The sequence below is a fragment of the Luedemannella helvata genome (genome assembly GCF_039528415.1).
Lineage (GTDB): Bacteria > Actinomycetota > Actinomycetes > Mycobacteriales > Micromonosporaceae > Luedemannella > Luedemannella helvata.
Genome location: NZ_BAAALS010000035.1, coordinates 24,323 through 49,038, shown reverse-complemented (window position 1 = coordinate 49,038; position 24,716 = coordinate 24,323). Strand labels below are relative to the sequence as shown.

Genomic DNA, 24,716 nt, shown 5'->3' with positions numbered 1-24,716 from the left:
GGGCTGGCCGGGTGGCCGGCCGCGCTGTCGGCCGTCGGCGGGGCGGCCCCGGTGGTCGCCGGCACCGCCGTCGTGGCCGCCCTGGTGGTGGCGGTCGCCCGCGCCTGGCCCGCGACCGGGTCGGCGCGTGGCGCGTGGCGGGCGGTCGACGCGGTGGTCGTCGCGGGCCTCGCGGTGGCGGGCCTGTCGCTCGCGCGCGGCACGGTCACCGCCGGGGCGCTGTCCGCCCGGGCCGACCCGCTGCTGCTCGCGCTGCCCGTGCTCGCGGTCGTGTGCGGCGGCCTGCTCACCGCCCGCGCGTGGCCGGCACTGCTGGCGCTGGCCGGCCGGTGGGCGCGCGGGGCGTCGCTCGCCGTACGGCTCGGCGTGCTGGCCGCCGGGCGCCGCCCGCTGCGGCCCGTGGCGACGGTCGCGTTCCTCACGGCCGCGATCGGGATCGTCGTCTTCGCCGCGGCGTACCACGCGACGTTGCGCCAGGGCGCCGTCGACCAGGCGGCGCACGCCGTGCCGCTCGACGCCCGGGTCACCGTGGGCACCACCCTGGAGCGCCCGCTCACCGTGGCGAGCCCCCAGCAGTACGCGGATGCCGTGCCGGGCGGCAGCGCGCACCCGGTGCTGCGCGCGGCGGCCGGCATCCGGGTCAGCGCCGCCGAGACCACCACGGCAGAAGTGATCGGCGTCGACCCGGCCGCCCTGCCGCTCGTGCGGTCCTGGGACCACGTGGCCGGGCCGATCTCCGCCCGCGACGCCGCCAGCCGCGTCGGGCCGGGCGGCGCCGGGGCCGGCGCGGCGGCCCGCCGCGACCGGGCCGGCCTCGCGCTGCCCGCCGGCGACCTGCTCGCCCTGCCGGTCTCCGGCGACGTCGCGCTGCTCGACGTGACGGCGTGGCTGCGGCTGGCCGACGGCCGGCAGGCCGGCCTGATCCTGACGGCCGAACCGGGCCGGCTCACCGCGCGCCTGCCCACCGAGGCCGCCACCCTCTACGCGCTCGTGCTCACCGAGCCGCCCGACATCGCCACCCGCCGCCAGCACCACATGGGCGAGGGGGACACCGACCTCGACGCCATCACCGGCACGGTCACGGTCGCTCCGCCCACAGTGGACGGCCGGCCGGCGGGCGACTGGACGGGCTTCGGCGCGGCCACCACCGACGCCGGGTTCGTCAAGGTCACCGGCGGCGCGGCGCTCGTCATCGCGTACCAGATCAATGGCCAACGGGTCGTCGTGCGCGCCGGGGCCGCGGACCCGGTGGCCCCTCTGGCAGTCCTCGCCGATCCGCGGACCGCGGCCCAGGCCAACGGCGGTCTGCTGCGCCTCGCCGTCGGCGGCGCGGCGCCGATCGACGCGCGGGTGGTGGGCGTGCTCGACCGGTTCCCGACCGTGGGTGCGCGGTTCGTCGTGGCCGACGTCAACGCCCTGAGCGCGGCGCTCGACGCCCGCGACCCCGGCACGGGCGTGCCGATCGAGGTGTGGGTCCGCGCCCCCGACAGGGCGGCCGGCGCCCTCGACGCCGCCCTGGCCGGCGCGCCCTACGACCGGCTGGCGGTCGAGTCGCGCGCCGCCCGCGAGCGCCAGCTCGCCACCGACCCGCTGGCCACGTCGGCCGGCGACCTGCTCACCATGAGCGCGCTGCTCGCCATGGCGGTCGCCCTGGCCGCGACCGTGCTGCTCGTGGTGACGGAGCGCCGCGACGCCGCCGCCGAGCTCTACGCCTGGGAGAGCGACGGCGTGCCGGTCAGCACGCTGCGCCGGTCGCTGTTCGTCCGGGCCGCGGCGGTGGTGCTGCCCGCGGTGCCGGCCGGCCTGCTCGTGGGCCTGGTGCTCGCCCGCGCCACGACCGCGCTGGTCGCGGTCACCGCGCTCGGCACGGCGCCGGTCCCACCGCTGGCCGGCGCGGTCGATCCACTGTGGATAGCCGGGCTGCTCGGCGCCGGCCTGGTCGCGGCCCTCGCGGCGGCGGCGCTGCTCACCGCCTTCGAGCTGCGCGAGCGGCTGCCCACCGCCCCCGGGGAGGACGAATGGTAACGGCGGCGGTCAGCGCCCACGACGTCTTCTGCCTGTACCCGACGCCGCGCGGGCACGTGGCCGCCCTGCGCGGGCTCACCCTCGACGTGGCCGCGGGGGAGCGGGTCGTCGTGCACGGCCCGAACGGTTCCGGCAAGACGACGCTGCTGCGGGTGCTCACGGGCGAGCGGGCCCCCAGCGCCGGCGCGGTGCGCGTGTGCGGCGTCGAACTCGCCGGCGCGGACGCCCGCGCGCGCCAGCGCCTGCGCGGCCGCCACCTCGGGCTCGTCGACCAGCATCACGGCCGCACGCTGCGCCCCGAACTCACCGTCCGCGACAACGTCGCCCTCCAGCTGCGCATCTGCGGGGTACGCCCGAGCGCGGCGCGCCGCCGCGCGGGCGACCTGCTCGACCGGCTGGGCCTGGGCGCCCTCGCCGACCGGCGCCCCGCCGGGCTGTCCGGCGGCGAGTCCCAGCGCGTCGCCGTCTGCGCGGCCGTCGCCCACGGACCGGCCCTGATCCTCGCCGACGAGCCGACCGGCGAGCTCGACCGCGCCTCCGCCGAGGCCGTGTACGACCTGCTGGCCACGTGCGCGGCGGACACGGATGCCGCACTGATCATCGTGAGCCACGACGCGGACGCCGCCCGGGTGGCCGACCGGGTGGTCCGCACCCGGGACGGGCGGCTGAGCGAGGAATGGGCGCCGTCCGGAGCGGAGTCCCTCGTCGTCGACGACCGGGGCTGGGTCCGGCTCCCGGAGCCGCTGCGTCACCGCGCGGGCGTGGCGACCCGGGTGGTCGCCTCGGCCGCCCCGGACGGCATCGTGCTGGCCCCGGTCGCCGGGCCGGCCGGGTCGCCGTCCTCCGAGCCGGTCGCGGACGCCGGGCCGCAGCCCGCGTCGGGCGACCTCGCGGCCCGGGTCCGCGGGGTCGACGTGCGGCTCGCCGACCGGGTCATCCTCAGTGGACAGGACCTCGACGTGCCGGCCGGCCGGCTGAGCGTCGTGCGCGGACGCTCGGGGTCGGGCAAGTCGACGCTGCTGCGGGTCCTCGCGGGCCTGGTGCGACCCTCGGCCGGCGAGGTCGTGGTCGCCGGTGTCGACCTGGCCGGCCTGGACCGCGCCGGCCTGGCCGCGCTGCGCCGCGCCAGCCTGGCCTTCGTGGGACAGGGCGCGGCGCTCGTGGAGACCCTGTCGGTGGCCGAGAACCTGTCGTTCGCCCGCTCCGTGCGCGGCGCCCCCGGGCCGGCCGACGACGCGGAGGACTGGCTGGCCGACCTCGGCCTGACGGCGCTGCGGGACCGGCCCGTCGGCGTACTGTCCGGCGGCGAGCGCCAGCGGGTGGCCGTGGCCCGGGCGCTGTGCACCCGCCCGGCCATCGCGGTCCTCGACGAGCCGACGTCCCGGCAGGACGAGGCGAACGCCGAGCGCGTGGTGTCCGCCCTGCGCGCGGCGGCCGCTCTCGGCACGGCGGTCGTGGTGGCCACCCACGACCCGCTCCTCGTCCACGCGGCGCACCAGGCGGTCACGCTCCCCTGACCCTTGCCGCCCGCCCTTGGTGGGAGCGGGCGGAGCGTTCGGAGTTTCGCTCCGGACGCGGAACACGTCCACATGCGACCCCGCTGGCGATCGCTCTGAGCTGGATACCGACCCGGCGCGGCTGTCGAAAGTTTTCGGCGGCGGATCGGCCTAATACTCAGCAGACGGTCAGAAAAGACAGGGTTGACGGCGATGTATGCATGGCCGTAGAGTTCCGAGAGCGTTACCGAAATGTTTCGATGAACTTTCGGACGTCGTCCCCGAACCCGCGGCGCCGTGGCCCGACAAGGAGCCTCAGCACGAAGGCGCCGGAGGGCAGTCGCAGTCGAAAGGGCACTGAATGAAGCTCAGACGGTTCACCGTCGTCGCGGTGACTGCCGCGGCGGTGGCCGCCACGCTGAACGTCGTGCCGGCATCGGCCGGGCACAACTCCAAGCCGGCAGACCAGAGCCTTCGGGCGTTGGCCGCGCGGCACAACCTCTACATCGGCACCGCGGTCGACTCCGCCGCGCTGAACGACCCCGCCGACCCGCAGTACCGCAAGCTGGTCACGCAGGAGTTCAACACGGTCACGGCCGAGAATGTCATGAAGTGGGAGAGCCTGGAGCCCACCCGCGGCCAGTACAACTGGGGCCCCGCCGACGAGCTGATCGAGTTCGCGCGCAAGAACAAGCAGCTGGTGCGCGGTCACGTGCTCGTCTGGAACAACCAGCTGCCGGCGTGGCTGACCGAGGGCGTCGCCGACGGCTCGATCAGCAAGACCGAGCTGCGGGAGATCCTGAAGAACCACATCACCACGGTCGTGAAGCACTTCAAGGGCAAGATCTGGCAGTGGGACGTGGTGAACGAGGCGGCCAGCGACCCGTGGGACAGCCCCTCCACCATCCACTACAAGGGTTTCTGGGCGCAGAACCTCGGCGAGGGCTACGTCGCCGACGCGTTCCGGTGGGCCCGCGCGGCCGACCCGAAGGCCCTGCTGTTCTACAACGACTACAACCTTGAGGCCTTCGGTGACCGTGGGCCGTCCGACAAGGTGCAGTTCGTCTACAACATGGTCAAGAGCCTGAAGGCCGCCGGCGTGCCGATCGACGGCGTCGGCAGCCAGGGTCACCTGGGCACGCAGTACGGCAACTACGACGTGTTCCAGGTGTCGGACACGCTCAAGGCGTTCACCGACCTGGGCCTGGCGACCGCGTTCACCGAGGTCGACGTGCGCAGCCACACGGCGAACATCGCCGACTCGAACGAGTTGAACCCCCGACTGCAGGCCTCCGCGTACAACCACGGTGTGCTGCTGCAGGCGTGCCTGTCCAACCCCAAGTGCCTGTCGTTCACGCTGTGGGGCGTCTCGGACCACCACTCGTGGGTGCCCACGTGGTTCGATGACCCGCCGGAGGGCCTCGCCACGGTCTACGACGAGAACTACCAGCCCAAGAAGGCGTACTTCGAGCTCAAGGGCGACCTGCTCTTCTCGGGTCCGCCGTACGTCCTGCCGCGCGTGACGCAGAAGCCGAACAAGGGCAGGTAGTAAGACCCCGTAACGGGTGGGTCGCCGGGCCAGCGCGACCCACCCGTTACGGCTGTCCGGAGCGCAGCGTCAGCAGCGTGATCTCGCTGGGCGCGAAGACGCGGAACGGCGGACCCCAGAACCCGGTGCCCCGGCTCGTGTAGAGCTGCGTGCGCGCGCCGTGCCGCGACAGGCCCTGCAGCACGGGCTGATCGGTGCGCACCAGGAAGTGGAACGGCCAGATCTGCCCGCCGTGGGTGTGCCCGGACAGTTGCAGGTCCACGCCGTGCGACACCGCGCCGGGGATCTGGCGCGGCTGGTGGGCGAGCAGCAGCACCGGCAGGTCCGGGTCGGCCCCGGCGAGCGCGGCCGCGTGGTCGCTGCCGTGCCCCGGCACCCCGGAGCCCGCCGCCGTCCGGTCGTCCACACCCGCGACGACGAGGCGCGAACCGCCGCGCTCGACGACGATGTGCCGGTTGTGCAACTCGGTCCAGCCCAGTTCACGCATGCGGTCGAGCCAGCCCTGCGCCTGGCTGAAGTACTCGTGGTTGCCGGTCACGTAGGCGCGCCCCAGCCGGGCGCGCACCGAACCCAGCGGCTCGGACTGGGCGTGGCGCTCCTGCGGGGTACCGTCGGCGATGTCGCCCGTGTGGCACACCAGGTCGGCGTCCAGCCCGTTGACCACCTCGACCACCCGTGCCGACCAGCGGGCCCGGTCGATCGGCCCGTAGTGGGTGTCCGTGAGCAGCACGACCGTCGTGCCGTCGAGGCCCGCGCCGAGCCGCTCCAGCCACACGTCCACGCGGCGCACCCGCGGTACCCGCATCGCCTCCGCGTACCCCCACCCGAGCAGCACCAGCGCGACCAGGGTGACCACCGCGGCGACGAGGCGCGAGCGCGTGGGGTCGGGCACGCCCGCGACGAGCAGCCCGAGGCCGGCCACGTTGCCGAGGATCGACCACGCGAACAGCACCCAGACGACGCCCAGGAGCGTGTCGCCGGCGACCGCGGCCGCGTCGGACCGGCGGGGCCCGTGCCCGCGCACCATGAGCAGGGGAAGCGCGGCGAGGGCGGCCACGAACGCGATCGTGCCGACGACGACCGCGGTGGTCGGCCACCGCGCCGGGCCGCCGACGAGGGTCCACCACGGCACCCCGAACAACAGCAGGAGTACGGCGATGAGCGTCGCGAGGAACCGCGCCCGCCCGCCGGAGCGCCTGCGGGGCGCGGGCTCCGCGGCGCCCTCCACCACGGCGGCGGGCTCGGCCGCCGCGTCATCCACCGTCGTCACGCGTTCCCCCCAGGGTCGTCGTCCCTGAAGCATGACACGGTCGGGCGCGCCGAAAACACAACGGAAGGGACGCCGACGCGCTCCCTTCCACTTCTAACCTATAGCGCATCGGGGGGCTTGCGGCAAGGCCCGGGTGATGCCGCAAAATCGCTGGTCGCCGACGGTGCCAGATCGGAGCCCTGCCGTGAATCTCGCGACCAGCAACGTGTTCGACCTACCCGACCGCCTGTCAGCCAAGGCCGACCCGGCGTTGATCGCCGACGACGAGCGGCACTTCGCGGCCGTCGCCGAGAGCCTGGAACGCACGGTCGCCGACCTGTCCGACCGCCTCGACGCCGCGCGCAAGGCGGCCGGCGGCATCGGCCAGGCGGCGCTGGACCGCGACCAGGAGATCTACCGGCTGACCGCCCGCCTGCGGGCCCTGCGCCGCTTCGGCCTCGACCTGTGCCTGGGCCGCATGGTCGGCGCGGACGGAGCCGAGCCCGTCTACCTCGGGCGGTTCGGTCTCACGGACGCCACGGGCCGGCGCCTGCTGCTCGACTGGCGCTCGCCGGCCGCCGAGCCGTTCTTCGCCGCGACCCACGCCAACCCGATGGGCCTGACCAGCCGCCGCCGGTACCGGTGGACCCGGGGGCGGATCAGTGACTACTGGGACGAGGTGTTCACGGCCGAGGGGTTGGAGCACAACGCGGCGCTGGACGACCAGTCCGCGTTCATCGCCAGCCTGGGTGGCAGCCGGTCGGGCCGGATGCGCGACGTGCTCAGCACCATCCAGGCCGACCAGGACGCCATCATCCGCGCGGGATCGCGGGGCGCGCTCGTCGTCGACGGCGGCCCCGGTACGGGCAAGACGGTCGTGGCGCTGCACCGCGCCGCGTACCTGCTCTACGCGGACCCGCGCCTGGAACACCGCCGGGGCGGCGTGCTGTTCGTCGGCCCGCACCAGCCCTACCTTGCGTACGTGGCCGACGTCCTGCCCAGCCTCGGCGAGGAGGGCGTGCAGATCTGCACGCTGCGCGACCTGGTCGCCGAGGGGCGCGCCGCGAGGGACGAGGGTGACCCGGAGGTGGCCCGGCTCAAGTCGTCGGCCGCCATGGTGGGGGCGGTCGAGGCGGCCGTCCGGTTCTACGAGGAGCCGCCGACCCGCCCGCTGACGGTGTCGACCCCGTGGGCGGAGGTCCAGCTCACCGCCGCCGACTGGGCGGACGCGTTCGACGCGGTGGAGCCCGGCACCCCGCACAACGAGGCCCGCGACGACATCCTGGCGGCGCTGTCCGCGATCCTGGCCGGCCGGCACGACGACGACGTACCGGCCGATCAGCTGCGCGCGGCGCTGCTGCGCGACCGGGACCTGCACGCGGCCCTCAACCGCGCGTGGCCGCTGCTCGAGGCGACCGACATCGTGGCGGACCTGTGGTCCGTGCCCGCGTACCTGCGCCGGTGCGCCCCGTGGCTCAGCGCGGACGACGTGGCGCGGCTGCGGCGAACGGACGCGCACGCGTGGACGGTGTCCGACCTGCCGCTGCTGGACGCGGCGCGGCTGCGGCTCGGCGACCGTACGGCGTCGACGCGCCGGCGCCGCAACGAGGCGAGCGTCGCGGCTGAGCGGGTGCGCGTGAACCGGGTCGTGGACGACCTGATCGAGGCCGCCGACGACGAGTACGGCACCGGTCTGGTGACGATGCTGCGCGGCGAGGACTTCCACCACGCGCTCGTGGACGAGTCCGGCCTGGCGGGCGCCGACATTGACCGGCTCGCCGGCCCGTTCGCGCACATCATCGTGGACGAGGCCCAGGAGCTGACGGACGCGGAGTGGCAGATGCTGCTGCTGCGCTGCCCGTCGCGCAGCTTCACCATCGTCGGCGACCGCGCACAGGCCCGGCACGGGTTCACGGAGTCGTGGCGGGAGCGGCTGGAGCGGGTGGGTCTCGACCGGATCGACCACGCCCGCCTGACGGTCAACTACCGCACGCCGGCGGAGGTCATGGCCGAGGCGGAGCCGGTCATCCGGGCCGTGCTGCCGGACGCGAACGTGCCGACCTCCATCCGCAGCGGCGGCGTCCCGGTCGTCCACGGCGCCGCCGCGGATCTGGGCCCGATCCTCGCGGCGTGGCTCGCCGGGCATGCCGAAGGGGTCGCCTGCGTCATCGGCGATCCGACCTTCGAGGCGACGCCGCGCGTGCGGTCGCTGACCCCGGAGCTGTCGAAGGGACTCGAGTTCGACCTGGTCGTCCTCGTGAACCCGGAGGCGTTCGGCGACGGCGTCGAGGGCGGGGTCGACCGCTACGTCGCGATGACCCGGGCCACCCAGCAGCTGGTGATCCTCACCGGGAGCCACCGGTGAGCAGGACGAGCAGCGGGTGCAGCGCGGCCTGGATGAGCGCCGCGCACGCCTGCATCTCCTCGGGGCCACCGCCGACCGGGTCGGGCACGTCGTCCTCGTCGGGCGGTACGGGCTGCGCGTGGGCGCGCGCCTCGTGGACGCCGCCGACGATGGCGGCCACCCGCCGGGCCGGCCCGGCGGTGCGCACCTGGTCCGCGTCGACCGCCGCGGCCAGCCGGGCGAACTGGCGCAGCGTGAACGTGCGCCCCAGGACGGCGGGCGCGAGCGTCACGCACGTCGCCCGCTGGGCCCGCGCGGCGGTGAGCACCAGGTCTGCCTCGCACAGCAGGCCGGCGTGCACCGGCTGGCTCGCGAAGCCGTCCGGGTCGGCGCCGAACTCGCGTAGCACGTCCGCGGCGAGCGGATGCATGTCGTGGCGGGGGCGGGCGTGCGTGCCGGCGCTCGCGGCCGTGACGCCGGCGTCCGCGAGGCCGGGCCGGGTGTCGACGGCGAGGCGCAGCAACCGTTCCGCCATGGGGGAGCGGCACAGGTTCGCGTGGCAGACGAACAGCACCCGCATCGCGACCGTCAGGGCCCGATCGCCTCGTCGCGGTCGGCCCCGGCGACCAGCGCCGCGGGCCGCCGCTCACACAGGCGGGCCAGGTGGGCGACGATGTCCATGGGTGAGCCGGCCAGGTCGATCACCCGCACCTCCGCCGGGTCCAGCGGCGGCACCGTCACATGGGAGATGAGCGGGTGCCGGGGGCGGATGTCGCACTCGTCCGGGCCGAACAGCTCCTCGTGCATCTTCTCGCCCGGGCGCAGGCCCGTGAACACGATCTCGACCGGTGACGGCGCGCGGCGCGCGAGCTGACGGGCCACGTCGACGATGCGTACGGGCTTGCCCATCTCCAGGACGAGCGCCTCGCCGTCCCCGCCGATCACGCCGGCGTGGATGACGAGCTGCACCGCCTCCTGCACGGTCATGAAGTAGCGGGTGACGTCGGGATGCGTCACGGTGATGGGCCCGCCGGCGGCGACCTGGGCGCGGAACGCGGTCAGCGCCGAGCCGCGGCTGCCGAGCACGTTGCCGAACCGGACGCTGAGAAAGGTGCCGTCGTACGCGGCGGCGGCGTGGGCGGTCAGCCGCTCGGTGATGCGCTTGGAGTACCCCAGCACGCTGCTCGGCTGCGCCGCCTTGTCGGTGGAGAGGTTGACGAACCGTTCCACGTCGCGGGCGGCCTCGAGCACGGTCAGGGTGCCCCACACGTTGGTCTTGATGGCCTCCGCGGGATGGCGCTCCAGCAGGGTCAGGTGTTTGAGGGCGGCCGCGTGGAAGATGACGTCCGGCCGGCGCCGGCGCACGACGCGCGCGATCTCGTCGGCGTCGCGCAGGTCGGCGAGGATGAGTTCCGGGCTGTCGAGCAGGGCCCGGCCGTGCAGCGAGAACTGCACCGCGTGCAGGCCGGTCTCGTCACGGTCGAGCATCATCAGCTCGGCGGGGTGATGGCGGCTGATCTGGCGGCACAGTTCCGACCCGATGGACCCGCCGGCGCCCGTGACGAGGACCCGCTTGCCATCGAGATAGCCGGCCATGGCGTCGAGCCCGGTGTCGACCTGGCCGCGGCCGAGCAGCTCCCACAGGTGCGCGTCGCCGATCGGCGCGAGCGGCCGGTCGAGCAGGTCGACGGAGTTCAATGCGTACGCGGTGCGGGGGGCAGGGGCCCGGCGGCCGCCGCGCAGGCGATCGAGGAACCGGACGCGCCCGGCCGGAGGCTGTGCCGCTTCGCGCGGTTGCGTCCTGTTCTGATGCAGAAAATGCATGTTCGTAACGATAAGTGATACAGAGGCAAGTATAGTCCGCTTACTGCGTATTGTTGGTCGGAGACTTGGAACCATATGGGCTTGTCGGAATATGTTCGTGCGATTCGCAGACACTGGTGGTTCCTGCTCGTCACGTGCCTCGCCACTGTGATAGGGGCCGCTCTCGTCACGATCCAGACGGCGCCCCGGTACGCCACCACTGTCACCTTCTTCGCCAACACCCCCACCCGGGGCGGCGTCGGCGAGGCGTTCCAGGGCAACCTGCTGTCGCAGCAGCGCGTCAAGTCGTACGCGGACCTGCTGGCCGGCGACCGGCTGGCCAAGATGATCGACCGGCGCTACGAGCTGGGCCTGAGCGTGCCGGAGATCCAGGCGCGCATCCAGGCGCGGCCGGTGCCCAACACGGTGCTGCTGCGCGTCACCGTGACCGATGGCCTGCCCGCCCGGTCGGCACAGCTCGCGAGCGCGGTCGTCACGGAGTTCGTCGCGCTCGTCGAGGCGCTGGAGCGCGTCGGTCAGGCCGACGGGCCGGCCGTGGCGGTGTCGGTGGTGGACGGACCGACGCTGAACCCCGTACCCGTGTCGCCGCGGCCGTTGCGCAACCTCGGGCTCGGTCTGCTGCTCGGTCTGCTCGCCGGCTGCGCCGCGGCCCTGCTGCGGGAAACCCTGGACACGACCGTGAAGTCCGCCGAGGTGCTGACGAAGGTGGCGGGCGTCCCGGTGCTCGGGGTCATCCCGCTCGACGCCAGCGCCCGCAAGGCCCCGCTCATCGTGGCCGGCAAGGCCAACTCCGCGCGGGCCGAGGCGTTCCGCCAGATCCGCACCAACCTCACGTTCGTCGACGTGGACCGCCCCGTGCGGTCCATCGTGGTCACCAGCGCCCACCGCGACGAGGGCAAGTCGACGACCTCGTGCAACCTGGCCATCGCGCTCGCCACGGCGGGCGAGAAGGTGCTGCTCATCGAGGCTGACCTGCGCCGGCCGCGGCTCGGGCACTACCTGGGCCTGGAGGGCGCCCTCGGGCTGAGCAACGCGCTCGCCGGGCAGGTCGACGTCGACCAGGTCATCCAGCCGTGGGGGCACGGCCTGTGGGTGCTGCTGTCCGGCTCGCTGCCGCCCAACCCCAGCGAACTGCTCGGCTCCGACGCGATGCGCGATCTGCTCGACGAGCTCACGGCGCGCTACGACCGGGTGGTCCTGGACACGCCGCCGCTGCTGCCGGTGACCGACGGCGCCGTCGTCGCGGCCCGGGCCGACGGGGTCATCCTCGTGGCCCGCAGCGCGCGCACGACCCAGGAGCAGGTGCGCAAGGCCGCGCAGTCGCTGAATGCCGTGGGCGCCTCCGTCATCGGCTCCGTCCTGTCGATGCAGCGTCCCCGCCCGGGCGAGGTCGGCTACTACCCGTACTACGGTCCCGAGCAGAACCGCACCCGGTCGCACCGTGGCCTGCCGCCCACGGTGGCGCACGCGCCGAAGCGGTCCGGCGAGGAGCATCCCGCGCCCCACGAGGTGGCCGCGTCGTCCGGTCCGGTGGCGCCGTGACCCGTCCGATCCTGCTCTCCGGCGCCGACCTCGGACCTTTGGAGGCCGAGTACGTGCTGGCAGCGCTGCGTTCGGGCTGGGCCGCGCCGGCCGGGCCCGACGTTGAGGCGTTCGAGCGCGACCTCGCCGCCCTCGCCGGCGTCGAGCACGCGCTCGCGGTCTCCTCCGGCACGGCCGCCCTGCACCTGGCCCTGCTGGCACTGGGCGTCGACGCGCGCCACACCGTGCTCGTACCGACGCTCACGTTCGCGGCCACGGCCAACGCGGTGGCCTACACGGGCGCGCAGCCGTACTTCGTGGACTGCGAGCCGGGCACCGGCAACGTCGACGTGGACCTCGTGGCCGAGGCGCTGCGCCAGCTCGCGGCCGAGCGCCGGCCGGTCGGCGCGGTGCTGCCCGTGGACCTGTTCGGGCGGTGCGCCGACTACACCCGGCTGCTGCCGCTCTGCGCGCGGTACGGGGTACCGGTCGTGGCGGACGCCGCCGAGGCCGTCGGGGCCGCGCACCGTGGGCGTCCGGCCGGCGGGCTCGGCGCGGCCGGGGTGTTCTCCTTCAACGGCAACAAGATAATGACGACCACGGGCGGCGGCGCGCTGCTGTCCAATGACGTGCGGCTCATCGCGCGGTGCCGGTACCTGGCGACGCAGGCGCGCCAGCCGGTCGCCCACTACGAGCACACCGACGTGGGCTACAACTACCGCCTCAGCAACCTCCTGGCCGCGCTGGGCCGCGCCCAGGTGCTCCGGCTGCCCGACATGATCGCGCGCCGGCGGGAGCTGCGTGAGCGCTACGTGAAGGTGTTCGCGCCGGTCGACGGCGCGGACGTGCTGGGCGCGGACGGCTCGCCGGACGACGCCGCCGCCAACGCCTGGCTGTCCGTGCTCGTGGTCGATCCCGACCGGGCCGGCTGGCGGGTGAACGACCTCGCGGCGCACCTGGCCGCCCACGGCATCGAGAGCCGTCCGGTGTGGAAGCCGATGCACCTGCAGCCGGTCTTCGCCGGCTCGCGCGGGCTCATCACGGGGGCCGCCGGGCGGCTGTTCCGCGACGGCCTCGTGCTGCCCGGCGGCTCGGCGCTCGACGAGGCCGACACGGCGCGCATCTTCGCCGCCATCGACGACTTCCTGGGGGTGCGGCGATGAGCGGGGACCGGGGCAAGCGGGCCGTGGACGTTGTCGGGGCGGCCGTCGTCCTCGTCGCGATGCTGCCGGTGCTGGCGCTCGTGGCCACCACCGTGGCGCTCACGATGGGGCGGCCCGTGCTGTTCCGGCAGCCGCGCGTCGGGCGGTCGGGGCGCGTGTTCACGATCGTCAAGTTCCGCACGATGCTGCCCGGTGGCGGGGCGGACGCCGACCGGCTCACCCGGGTCGGCGAGTTCCTGCGGCGCACCAGCCTGGACGAGCTGCCGACGTTCTGGAACGTGCTGCGCGGACACATGAGCCTCGTCGGCCCGCGGCCGCTGCTCATCCAGTACGTGGACCGCTACACCCCCCGCCAGGCCCGCCGGCACGAGGTGCGGCCCGGCATCACCGGCCCGGCGCAGGTGGCCGGGCGCAACCTGTTGGCCTGGGAGGAGAAGCTCGACCTGGACGTGCGGTACGTGGAGCACCGCAGCCTCGGGCTCGACCTGCGGATCCTGGCCCGGACGGTGGGAGTGGTGCTGCGCCGGCACGGCGTCAGCGCACCCGGCGAGGCCACCGCGCCCGAGTTCGTCGGATCGGCGGCGCACCGGTGACCGCGAAGCGCCGCGTCACGATCCTGCTCTCCTCGGCCGGCCGTCGGGTGAGCCTGCTGCGCTCGCTGCGCGAGGCGGCCGCGGCCGCCGGGTATGACGCCCGCGTGATCGCGTGCGACGCCGACCCCACCGCGCCGGCCCTGCACGTGGCCGACGCGGCGTTCCTCGCGCCGCCGTGCGCGGGCGCCGACTTCGACGACTTCGCGGTCGACCTCGCCGCGCGCGAGCGGGTGGACCTCGTCGTCCCCACCATCGATCCGGAACTCCCCGTCTGGTCACGGCTGCGCGAACGCCTGGCGGCCGTGGGCACCACGGTCGCTGTCAGCGGTCCGCAGACGGTCGAGATCGCCGCCGACAAGCGCCGCACGCACGAGCACTGCGTACGCAACGGCATCCCGTGCCCCCGCCAGGCCACGCCGTCCGCCGTGCTCGCCGGCCGGGCCCGCTGGCGCCTGCCGCTGATCGTCAAGCCCGCCCGCGGTTCGGGCAGCGACGGCGTCCTGCGGGTGTCGGACTGGTCGCAGTTGCGGCACGTGGCCGGCGTTGGCGGGCTCGTCGTCGAGGAGCTCGTGCCCGGCGTCGAGCACACCGTCGACGTGTACCTGGATCGTCGTGGCGTGGCGCACTGCCCCGTGGTGCGCCGCCGGCTCGCCGTCCGCGCGGGCGAGGTGAGCAAGGCCCAGGTGGTCCGCGATGCGCGCCTGGAGTCGGTGGCCGTGAAGACCGTCGAATCGCTGCCGGACGCCTTCGGGGTGCTCAACGTCCAGGTCTTCGCCGACGGCCCGGACGTGTCCGTCATCGAGATCAACGCGCGCTTCGGCGGCGGGTACCCGTTGACGTGGCGCGCCGGCGGCCGGTACGGCCAGTGGCTGATCCAGGAGGTGCTCGACGGCACGCCGCCGCCGGCCGCCCCGCCCGTCGAGGACGGTCTGCTCATGCTGCGCTGGGACGAGGAGGTGTTCGTTGCCGGCCACGCGTCCTGACCACCCCAGCGGGCTGGTCGTCGTCTTCGACGTGGACGACACGCTCTACCTGGAGCGCGACTACGTCCGCAGCGGCCTGGACAGCCTCGACCGGCTGGTGAGCGCTCACTGGGGCCGGCGCGGCTTCGGTCGTGCCGCGTGGCGGTGCTTTCTCGCGGGCCACCGGGGCGACCTGATCGACCGCGGCCTGGCCGCGCTGGGGATCCGGCCGGGGCCGGGTGAGGTGGCGCGACTGGTGACGGCGTACCGCGAGCACCGGCCGCGCATCGCCCTGGCGCCCGACGCCGCGCGCGCACTGCGGCGGTTGTCCGCCGCCGGGGCGACCCTCGCGGTGGTGACCGACGGGCCGGCCGCCAGCCAGGAGGCCAAGGTGCGGGCGCTGGGCCTGGACCGGGCATGTGCCACGGTCATCGTCACCGACCGGTACGGGCCCGGCTTCGCCAAGCCGCACCATCGCGCGTTCGACGAGGTCATGCATCGGCACGAGGAACGGCGGTGGTGCTACGTGGCCGACAACCCGGCGAAGGACTTCGCGGCCCCCCGGGCGTTGGGCTGGCGGACCGTCCGGGTGCGCCGGCCCGGCGGCCTGCACGCGCACGTGCCCGACCAGGGTGACGTGGACGTGACCGTGGCGGACCTGGCCATGCTGGACGCCGTCCTCGGCGACCCGGTGGGCGGCCGCCGGTGAGGCCGGCGGGCGGGATCAGGGTCGGCCTGCGGCGTGCCGCGCTGGCGGCCTTCGCCCGGGTCAACCCGGGCGACGTGCGCATCCGCCACCACTACACGGGCCAGCCGTTCGTGCTGCACTCCTTCCGGCACAAGGGGTACTGGTTCCACGGGCGCCGCCGCGAGCAGGACGAGATGGCCGCGTTCGCGCGGTTGGTCCGCCCCGGCGCCCGGGTGCTGGAGGTGGGTGGCCACATCGGCTACACCAGCCTGTACCTGGCCTCGCTCGTGGGTGAGCGCGGTGCGGTGCACGTCTTCGAGCCCGGCGCCAACAACCTGCCGTACCTGCTGCGCAACACGTCGGCGTGCGCGCAGGTGCGGGTGCTCGCCGCGGCGGCCGGCCGCCACGACGGAACCGCCTGCCTGTATCTGGAGGACCTGACCGGGCAGAACAACTCGCTCGTGGCCGACTTCGCCGGCCTGGCCGCGAACGCGCGGCTCGCGGTGCGGGCCCGGGTGACCACGCAGGAGGTCACGCTCACCTCACTCGACTCGTACTGCGCACACGCGGGATTCGCCCCCGACTTCATCAAGATTGACGTCGAGGGATGGGAGTTCGACGTGCTGTGCGGGGCCCGTACGGTGCTTCGTGAGCACCGGCCGGCGCTCATGGTGGAAGTGCAGGACCACCGGGCCGAGATCGCCGCGCTGCTCGCGTCCGAGGGCTACCGGCTCCTCACGGCGCGGGGCGAACCCCTCGCCGCGCTGCCGGACGGGACGGTCAATGTCTTCTGCCTGCCGTGGTGACCGCTGAGCCACCGGCGACGGTGGTCAGGGCGCTGGGTTCACCTCGAAGATGCGCACGGGCCCGTCGGTGTGGCGCAGCACGGCGTAGCGGCTGAGGTCGGCCGAGACCGGGCCCGCGCCGCTGTGCGCGAACAGCCAGCTCACGTGGTGGCGCGCCCGCAGCAGGTCGATGTCGGCCGCGGTGGGCGCGGTGAACACGCGGTCGTTGAGTTCGAGCAGGTCCGGGTCCGGTGCGGGCTGGTGCGTGTACCGCAACCCGCCGCGACCGTTGTTGGCGAACGCCGCGTCGGAGTAGCCCCAGCCCTCCAGGAGCACCCGGCGTCCGGACAGGCCGGACACCCACGACGCCCGGGCCGGGCAGCCCGCCACGGTGGGTGCCGGCACGCAGTGCACGTTCGTCGCCAGCACGTCGCCGGCGTCGGCGTGCGCGCCGAGCCACAGGGCGGCCCGCGCCTCGGCCACGGACAGCGTGCTCAACTCGAGTCCGATGGCGTTCCTGATCGGCACCTGGTGAAGCAGCCGGGCGGGCAGCGCGCCGGCGAACCCCGCGCCGAGCGTGGCGGCCACCGCCAACGGCAGTCCCACGCGACGGACCAGCGACGGCCGCTGCCGCCGCACGACCAGCAGCAGGCCGATCGCGGTGGCGCCCGCGGTGACCAGGGGGAGCGCCAACTCGGCCGCCCAGGCGCCGGGCGTCGGGGCCGGCTGGCGCACCGGGACCGCGATGGCGACCGTCCAGCAGACGACGAAGGCGGCCAGGCCACCAGCGACGAGCACGGTCCAGCGCACGCCCTCCGCGCGCGCGTCCGCCAGCAGCCACACGGCCAGGACGACGGCGAGCGGCGCGACCGACCGGAAGAAGTACGCCGGAACCGCCATGTCCGGATGGTTGAGCAACCACATGCCGCCAAGGCCGGCGACGACCGCTCCGGCCAGCAGCCACGCCGCCGGGTCGCGGCGGATCCGCTCCCGCCGCAGCGCCAGCAGACCGATCAACCGGGGCGCCTGCAGCAGCAGCCACCAGCAGACCATCCCGATGGCGAACACCCAGGCCGCCGCACCCCCGGCGGCGATCCGGGCCAGCACGCTCACCCCGGCCGCGTACGCGGACGACGAGTAGGCGAGGGCATCCCGGAACGCGACCATGTCCCGCAACGGCTCGAACAGCGAGATGGTGATCAGCGAGAACTGTGCGCTGACTCCGGCGAACAGGCTCCGGCCGAGCATCGCGGCGCCGCCGAGGGTGACGATGCCCGCGACGCAGGCCCACGGCGGACGCCGACGCAGGACGGTCGCGGCGAGCGCGGCGCACGCGAGACCGGCGATGAGCACCGGCAGGCCGTTGGGTTTGATCCCGGCGCACATGACGCCGAACGCGGCCAGCACCAGCCATCCGGTGCCGAGCCGGCGACCACGCGCGAGGTCGACGCAGACCGCTGTGGTCGCCAGCAGGAACGGCAGCAGGTACGTCAGCGACGGGTTGCCGAACGAGAGCAGGTAGCGCGGCAGTACGGGCACCGCGCCGGACAGCGGGATCCACTGCGCGATGAGCGTGCCCGCCGCCGCGAGCGGGCCGGCCCACCACATCCCCGACAGCTGCCGGGCGAGGGCGGCGAGGATGAGCACGCCGGCGGCCAGCACCGGCCCGGCCCACAGGTGCAGCAGGACGGCGGCCGGCTCGATGCCGGTGACGAGGGAGGCGCTCGCCATGTGCGCGAACGTCAGGTAGTGGTACTCCAAGGGCGTACCGGCCAGCTGTGGCGTCTCGAACGGCATGGCCCGCCGCAGCTCATGCACGATGGACAGGAAATAGAAGAGATCATTGTCGTACGACGCGCCGGCCGGCGGCAGCGGCCGGACCGCCATCTCCCTGACGGTCGCCAGGATGGCGCCGGCCATGACGGTGGCGACCGCCCAGGACCAGCGCAGCGGCAGCGGCGCCGGTGCGGCGATCCGCCAGTGCCGGCGCAGGCGCGGGATCAGGGCGAAGGCGGCGACCACGGGAACCGGCCAGACCCACAACCAGTGCTGCGCGCCCGTGTACGTGCCGACGGCCCACGCGCCGGCCTCGAGCGTCAGCCCGGTCACCGCCCCGAAGCCGATGTCCTCGGCGAGGCTTCCCGTCGTGCCGCGCAGCGCCCGGTAGACCAGGACCCCGGGCAGGACCAGTCCGGCCGCCCAGTAGGCGGCGAACGCGGCCACCTGCGGGGCGGGGGTCCCCGTCGCCACGAGCGCCGCGGCGAGCAGCCCCGCCGGGCACAGCCACGGCAGCGCCCGCCACGCCAGTCGCCTGCCGGCCCCGGGCGGCTCCTCGGATCCGGTGCCATGCGACCGCGCGCGGGGGGCCGCGCCCGCGACCTCTGAAGAAGCTGTCGTCACCGCGTCACCGCTTCCTTGATGATCACTTGGGATAACGGCGCGTGATCGAGGTGGTTATGGCGCAAACGTTGATATAACGGATGCGCACAGATGAGGAGCTTACGTGGCGTCACGGCATGGTCCGGGTGGCCGGCTGGGCGGGGCGGTCTGCCCCTTGCTCGTCGTCGCCGCGTTCGGGCCGTACCTGCCGTTGCCCGGGGTACGCACGGAGCAGGTCGTCGTGTACCTGGCCTTCCTGGTCACCCTGTTGTCCGGGCACTGGACACGCGTGCCGGTCGGCGGTACGGCGGTGGTGCTCGGGCTGCTGACCACGATCCTGCTCATCGCGGTGATGGGCACCTTCGGTCCCGTGCCGCTCATGACGTCGTGGCCCGCCGGCAGCGTCACCGCCGGTCTCGACAATCTCCTGTTGCCGATCGCCGTGGTGCTGACGGTGGGCGCGACGGTCCACCTGGGTGTCGACCGCCGCCGGACGCTGACGGTCGTCTGCCGCCTGCTGGTCGCCGGCATGTGCGCCAACGCGATCCTGGCGTACGCCTCCACGCTGACGGACCTGTCGCCGGTGCTCGCCCGCTGGTGGAACAACGGGCCCGTCGACGACCTCATGACGGACACCGTGGCGGGTCGCGCGAGCGGCCTCGGCCGCTTCAGCGGCATCTTCAACCAGCCGGCCGAGGCCGGCATCGCGTACGCGCTGGCGCTGTTCGCGGCTCTCTATCTGGCCCGCGAGGCGGCCGCGCTGTACGGGGTCGCGGCCGTCGTCATCGCGGTGGGCGGTGTGCTCAGCGTCAGCAAGGTCTTCCTCCTGATAGGCCTGCCGATCGCGCTGTGGCAGGCGATCCGGCACACGAGCGGGCGCCGGCTCGCGCCGATCGTGGCGGCCATGGCCGTCGTGGTCATGGCCTATCAGGTATCCGGTGCCGACTGGGCCGGCGCCGGCTACCTCACCCGGCTCTTCGGCGCCGGCGACGACGTGCTCGGGTGGTACACCGCCGGACGGATCGGCGACGAGTCGACGCTGTACCCGCTGGTCCTGGCCGTCCTACGGGAGTCGCCCTGGTTCGGGTTCGGCGCCGGTGGGCTCGCCGCCCCGTACGACAACGGTTGGGTGGAGGCACTGTGCGTCGCCGGCCTGGCCGGCGTCGTGATCTACACGGCGGTGCTGGGCGTCCTGGTGGCGCTCTGGCTGCGCAAGCCGACCGACCTCGAGCCGGCGACGGCCCGCTTCGCCGGGGGCGTCGTCCTCGTGCTGACCCTCGGCTCGGTGGGCGTGCCGGCCCTGACCGCCAACCGGGTCGCCACGCTCGCCTGGGTGTTGCTCACGCTGCTGCTGCTCGCCCGGCCCGACGCCGTGCGGGAGCCGAACCCGCCGGTGCGGATCCCCGCGCGGATCGCGACCCGTCACGCGTGCGGGCGGGCCCCCGTCGGCCAGGGGGGATGATGATCCGACCATGGAAACCGCGCGGGAGCGCGGTGCTGTCGCCCACGGCGGGGCGATCCGGTCCGGCGGCCGACGTGACCGCACCGATGCGCCGGGTGCTCATGACCTGCGGGGTGTTCGAGCCCGGACACCGGGGCGGCGGCCTGGTGCCCGCCGTCGCGGGCATCATCGACACGGTCCCGGACGACGTGGAGGTCCACTTCGTCACGCTCGACCGCGACCTCGGCGATTCCCGCCCGTACCCGGGGTTGGCCGGGCGGTGGTCGCGGCGCGGGCGGGCCCGGGTGTTCTACCTGACGGCGGCCAGCCCGTCGCAGTGGTGGCGGCTGCTCGTCGAGCTGCGCCGCCGCCCGTACGACGTGGTCCACGTCAACAGCGTGCTGGCGCCGCTGTCCGTAGCGTTCCTGCTCGCCACCCGACTGCGGCTGATCCGGGGTCGCACGATCCTGATCTCCCCGCACGGCGAGCTGGCACCCGGCGCGCTCGCGCTCAAGGCCACGAAGAAGCGGGTGTACCTGCGCTGCCTGCCGGCCCTGCTGGGCGGCGCTGACGTGACGTGGCACGCGACCACCGTCCACGAGGCCGCGCAGGTTCGGGCGGCCGTCCCCGCAGCCCGCGTCGTCGTGTGCGAGAACCGCGTACGCCTGTCGACGCGTGCCCGGCCGCCGGCCGCCGACCCGTGCGCCGTGGCGCGGCTGGTGTTCGTCAGCCGCATCGCGCCGGTGAAGGACCTCGGCCTCGCGCTGCGTGCGCTGGCGGCGGCGACCGTCCCGGTGGGTCTGGATGTGTACGGTCCGATCGAGGACCCCGCCTACTGGGCGCAGTGCGAGGCGCTCATCGCCCGGCTGCCCCCGCACGTGACCGCCCGCTACGGCGGGGAGGTGCCACCTGGCGGGGCGGTCGACGTCTTCGGCGGGTACGACGCGTTCGTCTTCCCCACCCACGGGGAGAACTTCGGCTACGTCATCGCGGAGAGCCTGGCCGCGTCGTGCCCCGTCGTCTGCTCGGCGGCCACGCCGTGGACGCCCGTGCTGGAGGCCGGCGGCGGGGTGGTCGTGGCCGAGCGGTCACCGCGCGCGTGGGCGGCGGCGCTGAACGCGGTCGCCGCGTCATCGCCGGCCGAGCGGGCGGCCGCGCGGGCTCGGGCGGGCGCCGCGTACGAGGCGTGGCGGGCGGGCCGCGGCGAGGAGTCGCTCTACGCCCGTCGCCCGGCCGGGCGCGTCGCCGTCGGCTCCGGTGGACGAGGGGATCACACGTGAGTGCGCCACGGAGAATCGCGATAGTCACGCATGACTGTGCTGTCCCCGGGGGCGTTGAGTCCATCGCGCTCTGGCTGCGCGACGGCCTGTCCGCCACCGGCGGCTACGTCGCCGACGTGCACTACCTGGCGACGTCCTCGCGGGACGGCCGCAGCCGCCGCGTTGTCGCGCCGTCGTCGTGGCTGCGCCGGTCCCTGACCGAAGGCGGCCATGCCGGACGCGGTGAGTCCCGATGGGGGGCGAACGCGGTCGAGCTTGAACCCATGCGTTACCGGCCGCGTCGTGAGCTGACGAGCGCACTGGCCGGGTACGACGTCATCCAGTTGGTCGTCGGCAGCCCGGTGTGGGGCCTGACGACCGCGGGCGCCGGCGTTCCGGTGGTCATGCAGGTGGCCACCCGGATCGGGTGGGAACGGCCGGTGCAGCTGATCGGGCAACCGGTGCTCCCGCGAACCTGGCGGCGCGCGATGACCGCCCTGGTGGGCAGGTTCGAGGCGTCGGGACTGCTGGCGGTCGACACGGTGCTGGTGGAGAACGAGGCGATGCTCAGCTGGGCCGCCTCGGTCGGCCACCCCTCGGCACGCAAGGCGATGCCGGGCGTGGACACCGTGCGGTTCTCGCCCGGACCGCTCGGGCACCGCCCCGATGGCCATCTCCTGTCGGTGTGCCGCCTCAATGACCCGCGCAAGGGGCTGCGACGGCTGGTCGACGCGTACGCGCAGCTGGCGCGACGCCGACCGTCCGTGCCCCCGCTCGTCATCGCCGGTAGCGGCGCGCCCTCTCCCGACCTGCGCGGCCGTATCAGCGAACTCGGCCTCGACGCCGCCGTTATGATCTTGAGTGATGTCGCCCCGGATGACCTCGTCGAGCTCTACCGGGGTGCCTCGGTGTTCCTGCAGTCCTCGTGGGAGGAGGGCCTCGGCATGTCGGTGATCGAGGCCATGGCGTGCGGGCTGCCCATCGTGGCCACGGAGACCGCCGGCAGCAGGGAGACCGTGGCCCACGGGGAGAACGGCTGGCTGGTTCCCCAGGACCCCGAGTCCGAGGTGCCGGTCGCCCTTGCCGACCGGACGCTGCGGGTCCTGTCGACCGGGTACGACGCGTTCTGCGCGCACAGCCGGGCCCGCTGCCAACGGCTCTTCTCGTCGGAGGCGGCTTTGCGGCATTTCACCGACGCCTACGACGAACTGCTGGCCCCCGACCGGGCTCAGCCGGTCAGGGCGCTCAGGTAGGCCCGGGCGTACGCGGTGGGGTCGTGGCGCGCGGACGCGGTGCGGAAGGCCCGCTCGGTGAGCTCGGCCCGCAGCCCGGCGTCCGCGCTGAGCCAGGTGAGGGCGGCCGCCAGGCCGCGCGCGTCACCGGCGGGGTAGACCACCCCGGTCGTCAGGTGCTCGACCAGTTCCGCCGCGCCACCCCGGTCCGGTACGACCGCGACGACGCCGGCCAACTGGGCCTCGACGACCGTGCGGCCCATGGCCTCCTGGGCATTGGCCACGACCAGGATGTCGAGCCCTTCCATCGCCCGGGCCGGGTCCACCCGGCCCTGTATCTCATGGCGGTCCGGCAACAGCCGGGCGCACAGCTGCTGCACCTCGGCCCGGTACGGCGTGCGGTTGTCCGAGCGGTCGCCCCGGATGACGAGGCGCAGCTGCCGGGGGGCCGCGCTCATGGCCTCGATGACGAGCGGGTGGTTCTTGTCCGGGTCGACGCGGCCCACGATGCCGACGACCCGTCCCGCGTTCGCCCGGCGGGTCCGCTGCCTCGGCGCCCGCACGGGTCGGTAGATCGTCGCGGACTCGACGGCGAGATCGGCGAGGCTCTCGGCGACGTAGTCGCTGACCGAGATCACGGCGTCCATGCGGGGGGCGAACCAGCGCAGGATCCGGGAGGCCCGCGGTGTGGAGATCTTGTCGTGGAGGTCGAGAACCATGCGTTGCCCGCGTCGCTGGGCCAGCTTGACGAGGCTGCCCGGGATCACCAGGTGGAAGTTCTCCAGGACCACCACGTCGTGCGACAGCAGCAGCCGGAGGTTGCGCAGCAGCCAGAGCATGTCCTGTAGCCGGGGGGCCCGCTGGACGCGGCGGTTGTCGCGGGCCAGCACGACGGACGGTCCCACCTCGGCCACCCATCGGGCGGCGAGTGGTTCGCTGCGGCACAGCAGGGTCTGCCGGACGCGCCCGCGGGCCGCGCAGGCGAGCGTGAGGACGCTCTCCTCGGCTCCCCACCAGTCGCGCGACGCGGTGACGAAGATGACGGACGTCGGCCGGGCCGCGGTTGCTCCGCGGGCCGCGTCAGACAACGTCGCGCCGGGCGATGAAGTGGACGTTGGGCAGGCGGCGCAGCGAGTGCTCGTACACGCCGGCCAGCTTGTGGTAACCGCACTCCACGAGCACGGTGGGCTTGCCCAGCAGCGCCGCCGGCATCGCGATGTGCAGCCGGTCGGTGATCACCGCTCGGGCGGTCGCGATCGACCGGGCATAGTGGTCGTACGTGCCGTAGTGCGGGGAGCTGATGTCGAAGCTGTCCGACCGGATGTGGGTCAGCAGGTCCTCGGGGACCTGCCCGGCGACGCGGCTCAGCAACGCGTCGTTCGCGCTCCGTTGACGGTCGCGGGCCCGGTGACGCACCATCGTGCGCCGCAGGCGCTCCGGTAGGCGCCGCAGGGCGGCCTGCACCAGTTGCTGGCGGGCCGACGGGCAGTGGAAGGAACGCAGCCCGGGTTCGGGCATGTCTCCTGCCTCCTGGTCCATCCGCGCCGCGAGCAGCGTGCCGTCGGCGGCGTGCGCGGTCGTCCCGAGCGCGGCGGCGAGGTGGCGGTGGCCACTCATCACGACATCGTGGTCGAGGGCGAGGGACACGCCGACGTCCGCGAGCGCCCGGCCCCACTCGTCGCGCAGGTGGGCGAAGGAGCGCGGCTCGCGCAGAATCAGCAGCGCCGGCGCCGAGCGGCCCGCGAAGACCAGCGCCGGGCTGCGGGTCGTGAACCAGGCCGACGACGGGAACACCACCAGCGGGAGGTCCGGCAGCCGCGAGAGCTTCTCGCGCACGAGCCAGGCCGAGCTGTACCGGTCGAGCAGGGCGCCGGAGGGCGGCAGGATCAGCAGGGACGCCTCGGCCGGCGAGGCCACCCGCCGGATGTCGAAGTCGTCGAGGATCCGCTCGAAGATGCGGCGCATGAGTTCGTCGCCGTGGTTGCCGACCGGCCGGCCCGACAGGTCGATCCAGTCCAGCACGTAGGCGGGGTGCCCCACCCACGCCGACACCAGGCAGCGTAGTCCGTCCAGCGTTGGCACAGCCGCCGCTTCATCAACCACCGGTGTCGGTTGCCCCATCCGTCGCGCCTTCCTCCGGTCGCCGTGCTCGCCTGCCTCTACAACGACGGCCGTCTTGATGCGTTTCGCCTGCTGGGGCGGGTCG

Annotated in this window: 18 protein-coding genes and 1 pseudogene; 13 read left to right on the top strand and 6 right to left on the bottom strand. The window is 74.2% G+C overall.

Going from position 1 to position 24,716, the window contains the following annotated elements; all coding sequences use genetic code 11:
- From ABD191_RS25585 to ABD191_RS25575, 3 genes are all read left to right on the top strand, one after another.
- The coding region (locus ABD191_RS25585) for a hypothetical protein (RefSeq protein WP_344087331.1) at positions 1-2,025 on the top strand (2,025 nt) is incomplete at its 5' end.
- The gene (locus ABD191_RS25580) at positions 2,019-3,542 is read left to right on the top strand and encodes an ABC transporter ATP-binding protein (protein ID WP_344087328.1); all 1,524 of its coding nucleotides are present in this window, start codon (positions 2,019-2,021) and stop codon (positions 3,540-3,542) included. The genes ABD191_RS25585 and ABD191_RS25580, both read left to right, overlap by 7 nt.
- A gap of 340 nt (positions 3,543-3,882) precedes the next feature.
- Complete coding sequence (locus ABD191_RS25575; RefSeq protein WP_344087325.1) at positions 3,883-5,070, top strand: endo-1,4-beta-xylanase; 1,188 nt, start codon at positions 3,883-3,885, stop codon at positions 5,068-5,070.
- A gap of 46 nt (positions 5,071-5,116) precedes the next feature.
- Here ABD191_RS25575 and ABD191_RS25570 read toward each other — a convergent pair whose 3' ends face one another.
- Positions 5,117-6,340, bottom strand: a complete 1,224-nt coding sequence (locus ABD191_RS25570; RefSeq protein WP_425560861.1) for a metallophosphoesterase — start codon at positions 6,338-6,340, stop codon at positions 5,117-5,119.
- A 184-nt stretch (positions 6,341-6,524) separates the two neighbouring features.
- Between ABD191_RS25570 and helR the strand changes: the two genes are divergently transcribed.
- Positions 6,525-8,684: an RNA polymerase recycling motor ATPase HelR gene (gene helR, locus ABD191_RS25565; protein ID WP_344087322.1), complete on the top strand. Its 2,160-nt coding sequence runs from the start codon at positions 6,525-6,527 to the stop codon at positions 8,682-8,684.
- Here the strand turns inward: helR and ABD191_RS25560 are convergent.
- Both ABD191_RS25560 and ABD191_RS25555 read right to left on the bottom strand, forming a co-directional pair.
- On the bottom strand, positions 8,665-9,243 hold the full coding sequence (locus tag ABD191_RS25560; RefSeq protein WP_344087319.1) for an arsenate reductase/protein-tyrosine-phosphatase family protein: 579 nt from the start codon (positions 9,241-9,243) through the stop codon (positions 8,665-8,667). The genes helR and ABD191_RS25560 overlap by 20 nt on opposite strands.
- An 8-nt stretch (positions 9,244-9,251) precedes the next feature.
- Positions 9,252-10,349 (bottom strand): annotated as a pseudogene (locus ABD191_RS25555) (polysaccharide biosynthesis protein); the annotation flags it as partial.
- A 285-nt stretch (positions 10,350-10,634) separates the two neighbouring features.
- On the opposite strand from ABD191_RS25555, the gene ABD191_RS25550 reads away from it, so the two are divergent.
- The 6 genes from ABD191_RS25550 to ABD191_RS25525 are packed head-to-tail and all read left to right on the top strand — an operon-like array spanning position 10,635 to position 16,220.
- Positions 10,635-12,029, top strand: a complete 1,395-nt coding sequence (locus tag ABD191_RS25550; protein ID WP_344087316.1) for a tyrosine-protein kinase domain-containing protein — start codon at positions 10,635-10,637, stop codon at positions 12,027-12,029.
- A complete protein-coding gene (locus tag ABD191_RS25545; RefSeq protein WP_344087313.1) occupies positions 12,026-13,171 on the top strand; it encodes a DegT/DnrJ/EryC1/StrS family aminotransferase in 1,146 nt (381 codons plus the stop codon). The genes ABD191_RS25550 and ABD191_RS25545 overlap by 4 nt, the downstream gene beginning before the upstream one ends.
- Complete coding sequence (locus ABD191_RS25540) at positions 13,168-13,764, top strand: sugar transferase (protein WP_344087310.1); 597 nt, start codon at positions 13,168-13,170, stop codon at positions 13,762-13,764. Before ABD191_RS25545 ends, ABD191_RS25540 begins: the two co-directional genes overlap by 4 nt.
- Positions 13,761-14,747 carry an ATP-grasp domain-containing protein gene (locus tag ABD191_RS25535; RefSeq protein WP_344087307.1) on the top strand — a complete coding sequence of 329 codons (987 nt, stop codon included), beginning with the start codon at positions 13,761-13,763 and terminating at the stop codon, positions 14,745-14,747. Before ABD191_RS25540 ends, ABD191_RS25535 begins: the two co-directional genes overlap by 4 nt.
- Positions 14,728-15,435 (top strand): HAD family hydrolase, encoded by a 708-nt coding sequence (locus ABD191_RS25530; RefSeq protein WP_344087304.1) that lies wholly within the window; start codon positions 14,728-14,730, stop codon positions 15,433-15,435. Before ABD191_RS25535 ends, ABD191_RS25530 begins: the two co-directional genes overlap by 20 nt.
- The gene (locus ABD191_RS25525; RefSeq protein WP_344087301.1) at positions 15,432-16,220 is read left to right on the top strand and encodes an FkbM family methyltransferase; all 789 of its coding nucleotides are present in this window, start codon (positions 15,432-15,434) and stop codon (positions 16,218-16,220) included. Before ABD191_RS25530 ends, ABD191_RS25525 begins: the two co-directional genes overlap by 4 nt.
- A gap of 24 nt (positions 16,221-16,244) precedes the next feature.
- Here the strand turns inward: ABD191_RS25525 and ABD191_RS25520 are convergent, their stop codons facing one another.
- Positions 16,245-18,599: a hypothetical protein gene (locus tag ABD191_RS25520; RefSeq protein WP_344087298.1), complete on the bottom strand. Its 2,355-nt coding sequence runs from the start codon at positions 18,597-18,599 to the stop codon at positions 16,245-16,247.
- Between the two features lie 103 nt (positions 18,600-18,702).
- On the opposite strand from ABD191_RS25520, the gene ABD191_RS25515 reads away from it, so the two are divergent.
- From ABD191_RS25515 to ABD191_RS25505, 3 genes are all read left to right on the top strand, one after another.
- Positions 18,703-20,040 (top strand): hypothetical protein, encoded by a 1,338-nt coding sequence (locus ABD191_RS25515; protein WP_344087295.1) that lies wholly within the window; start codon positions 18,703-18,705, stop codon positions 20,038-20,040.
- Positions 20,041-20,114: 74 nt separating this feature from the next.
- Positions 20,115-21,299 (top strand): glycosyltransferase, encoded by a 1,185-nt coding sequence (locus ABD191_RS25510; protein WP_344087292.1) that lies wholly within the window; start codon positions 20,115-20,117, stop codon positions 21,297-21,299.
- Positions 21,296-22,531, top strand: a complete 1,236-nt coding sequence (locus ABD191_RS25505; RefSeq protein WP_344087289.1) for a glycosyltransferase family 4 protein — start codon at positions 21,296-21,298, stop codon at positions 22,529-22,531. Before ABD191_RS25510 ends, ABD191_RS25505 begins: the two co-directional genes overlap by 4 nt.
- Here ABD191_RS25505 and ABD191_RS25500 read toward each other — a convergent pair.
- The gene (locus tag ABD191_RS25500; protein WP_344087286.1) at positions 22,507-23,598 is read right to left on the bottom strand and encodes a glycosyltransferase family 4 protein; all 1,092 of its coding nucleotides are present in this window, start codon (positions 23,596-23,598) and stop codon (positions 22,507-22,509) included. The genes ABD191_RS25505 and ABD191_RS25500 overlap by 25 nt on opposite strands.
- On the bottom strand, positions 23,591-24,562 hold the full coding sequence (locus tag ABD191_RS25495; protein WP_344087283.1) for a hypothetical protein: 972 nt from the start codon (positions 24,560-24,562) through the stop codon (positions 23,591-23,593). The genes ABD191_RS25500 and ABD191_RS25495 overlap by 8 nt, the downstream gene beginning before the upstream one ends.
- Positions 24,563-24,716 lie beyond the last annotated feature (154 nt).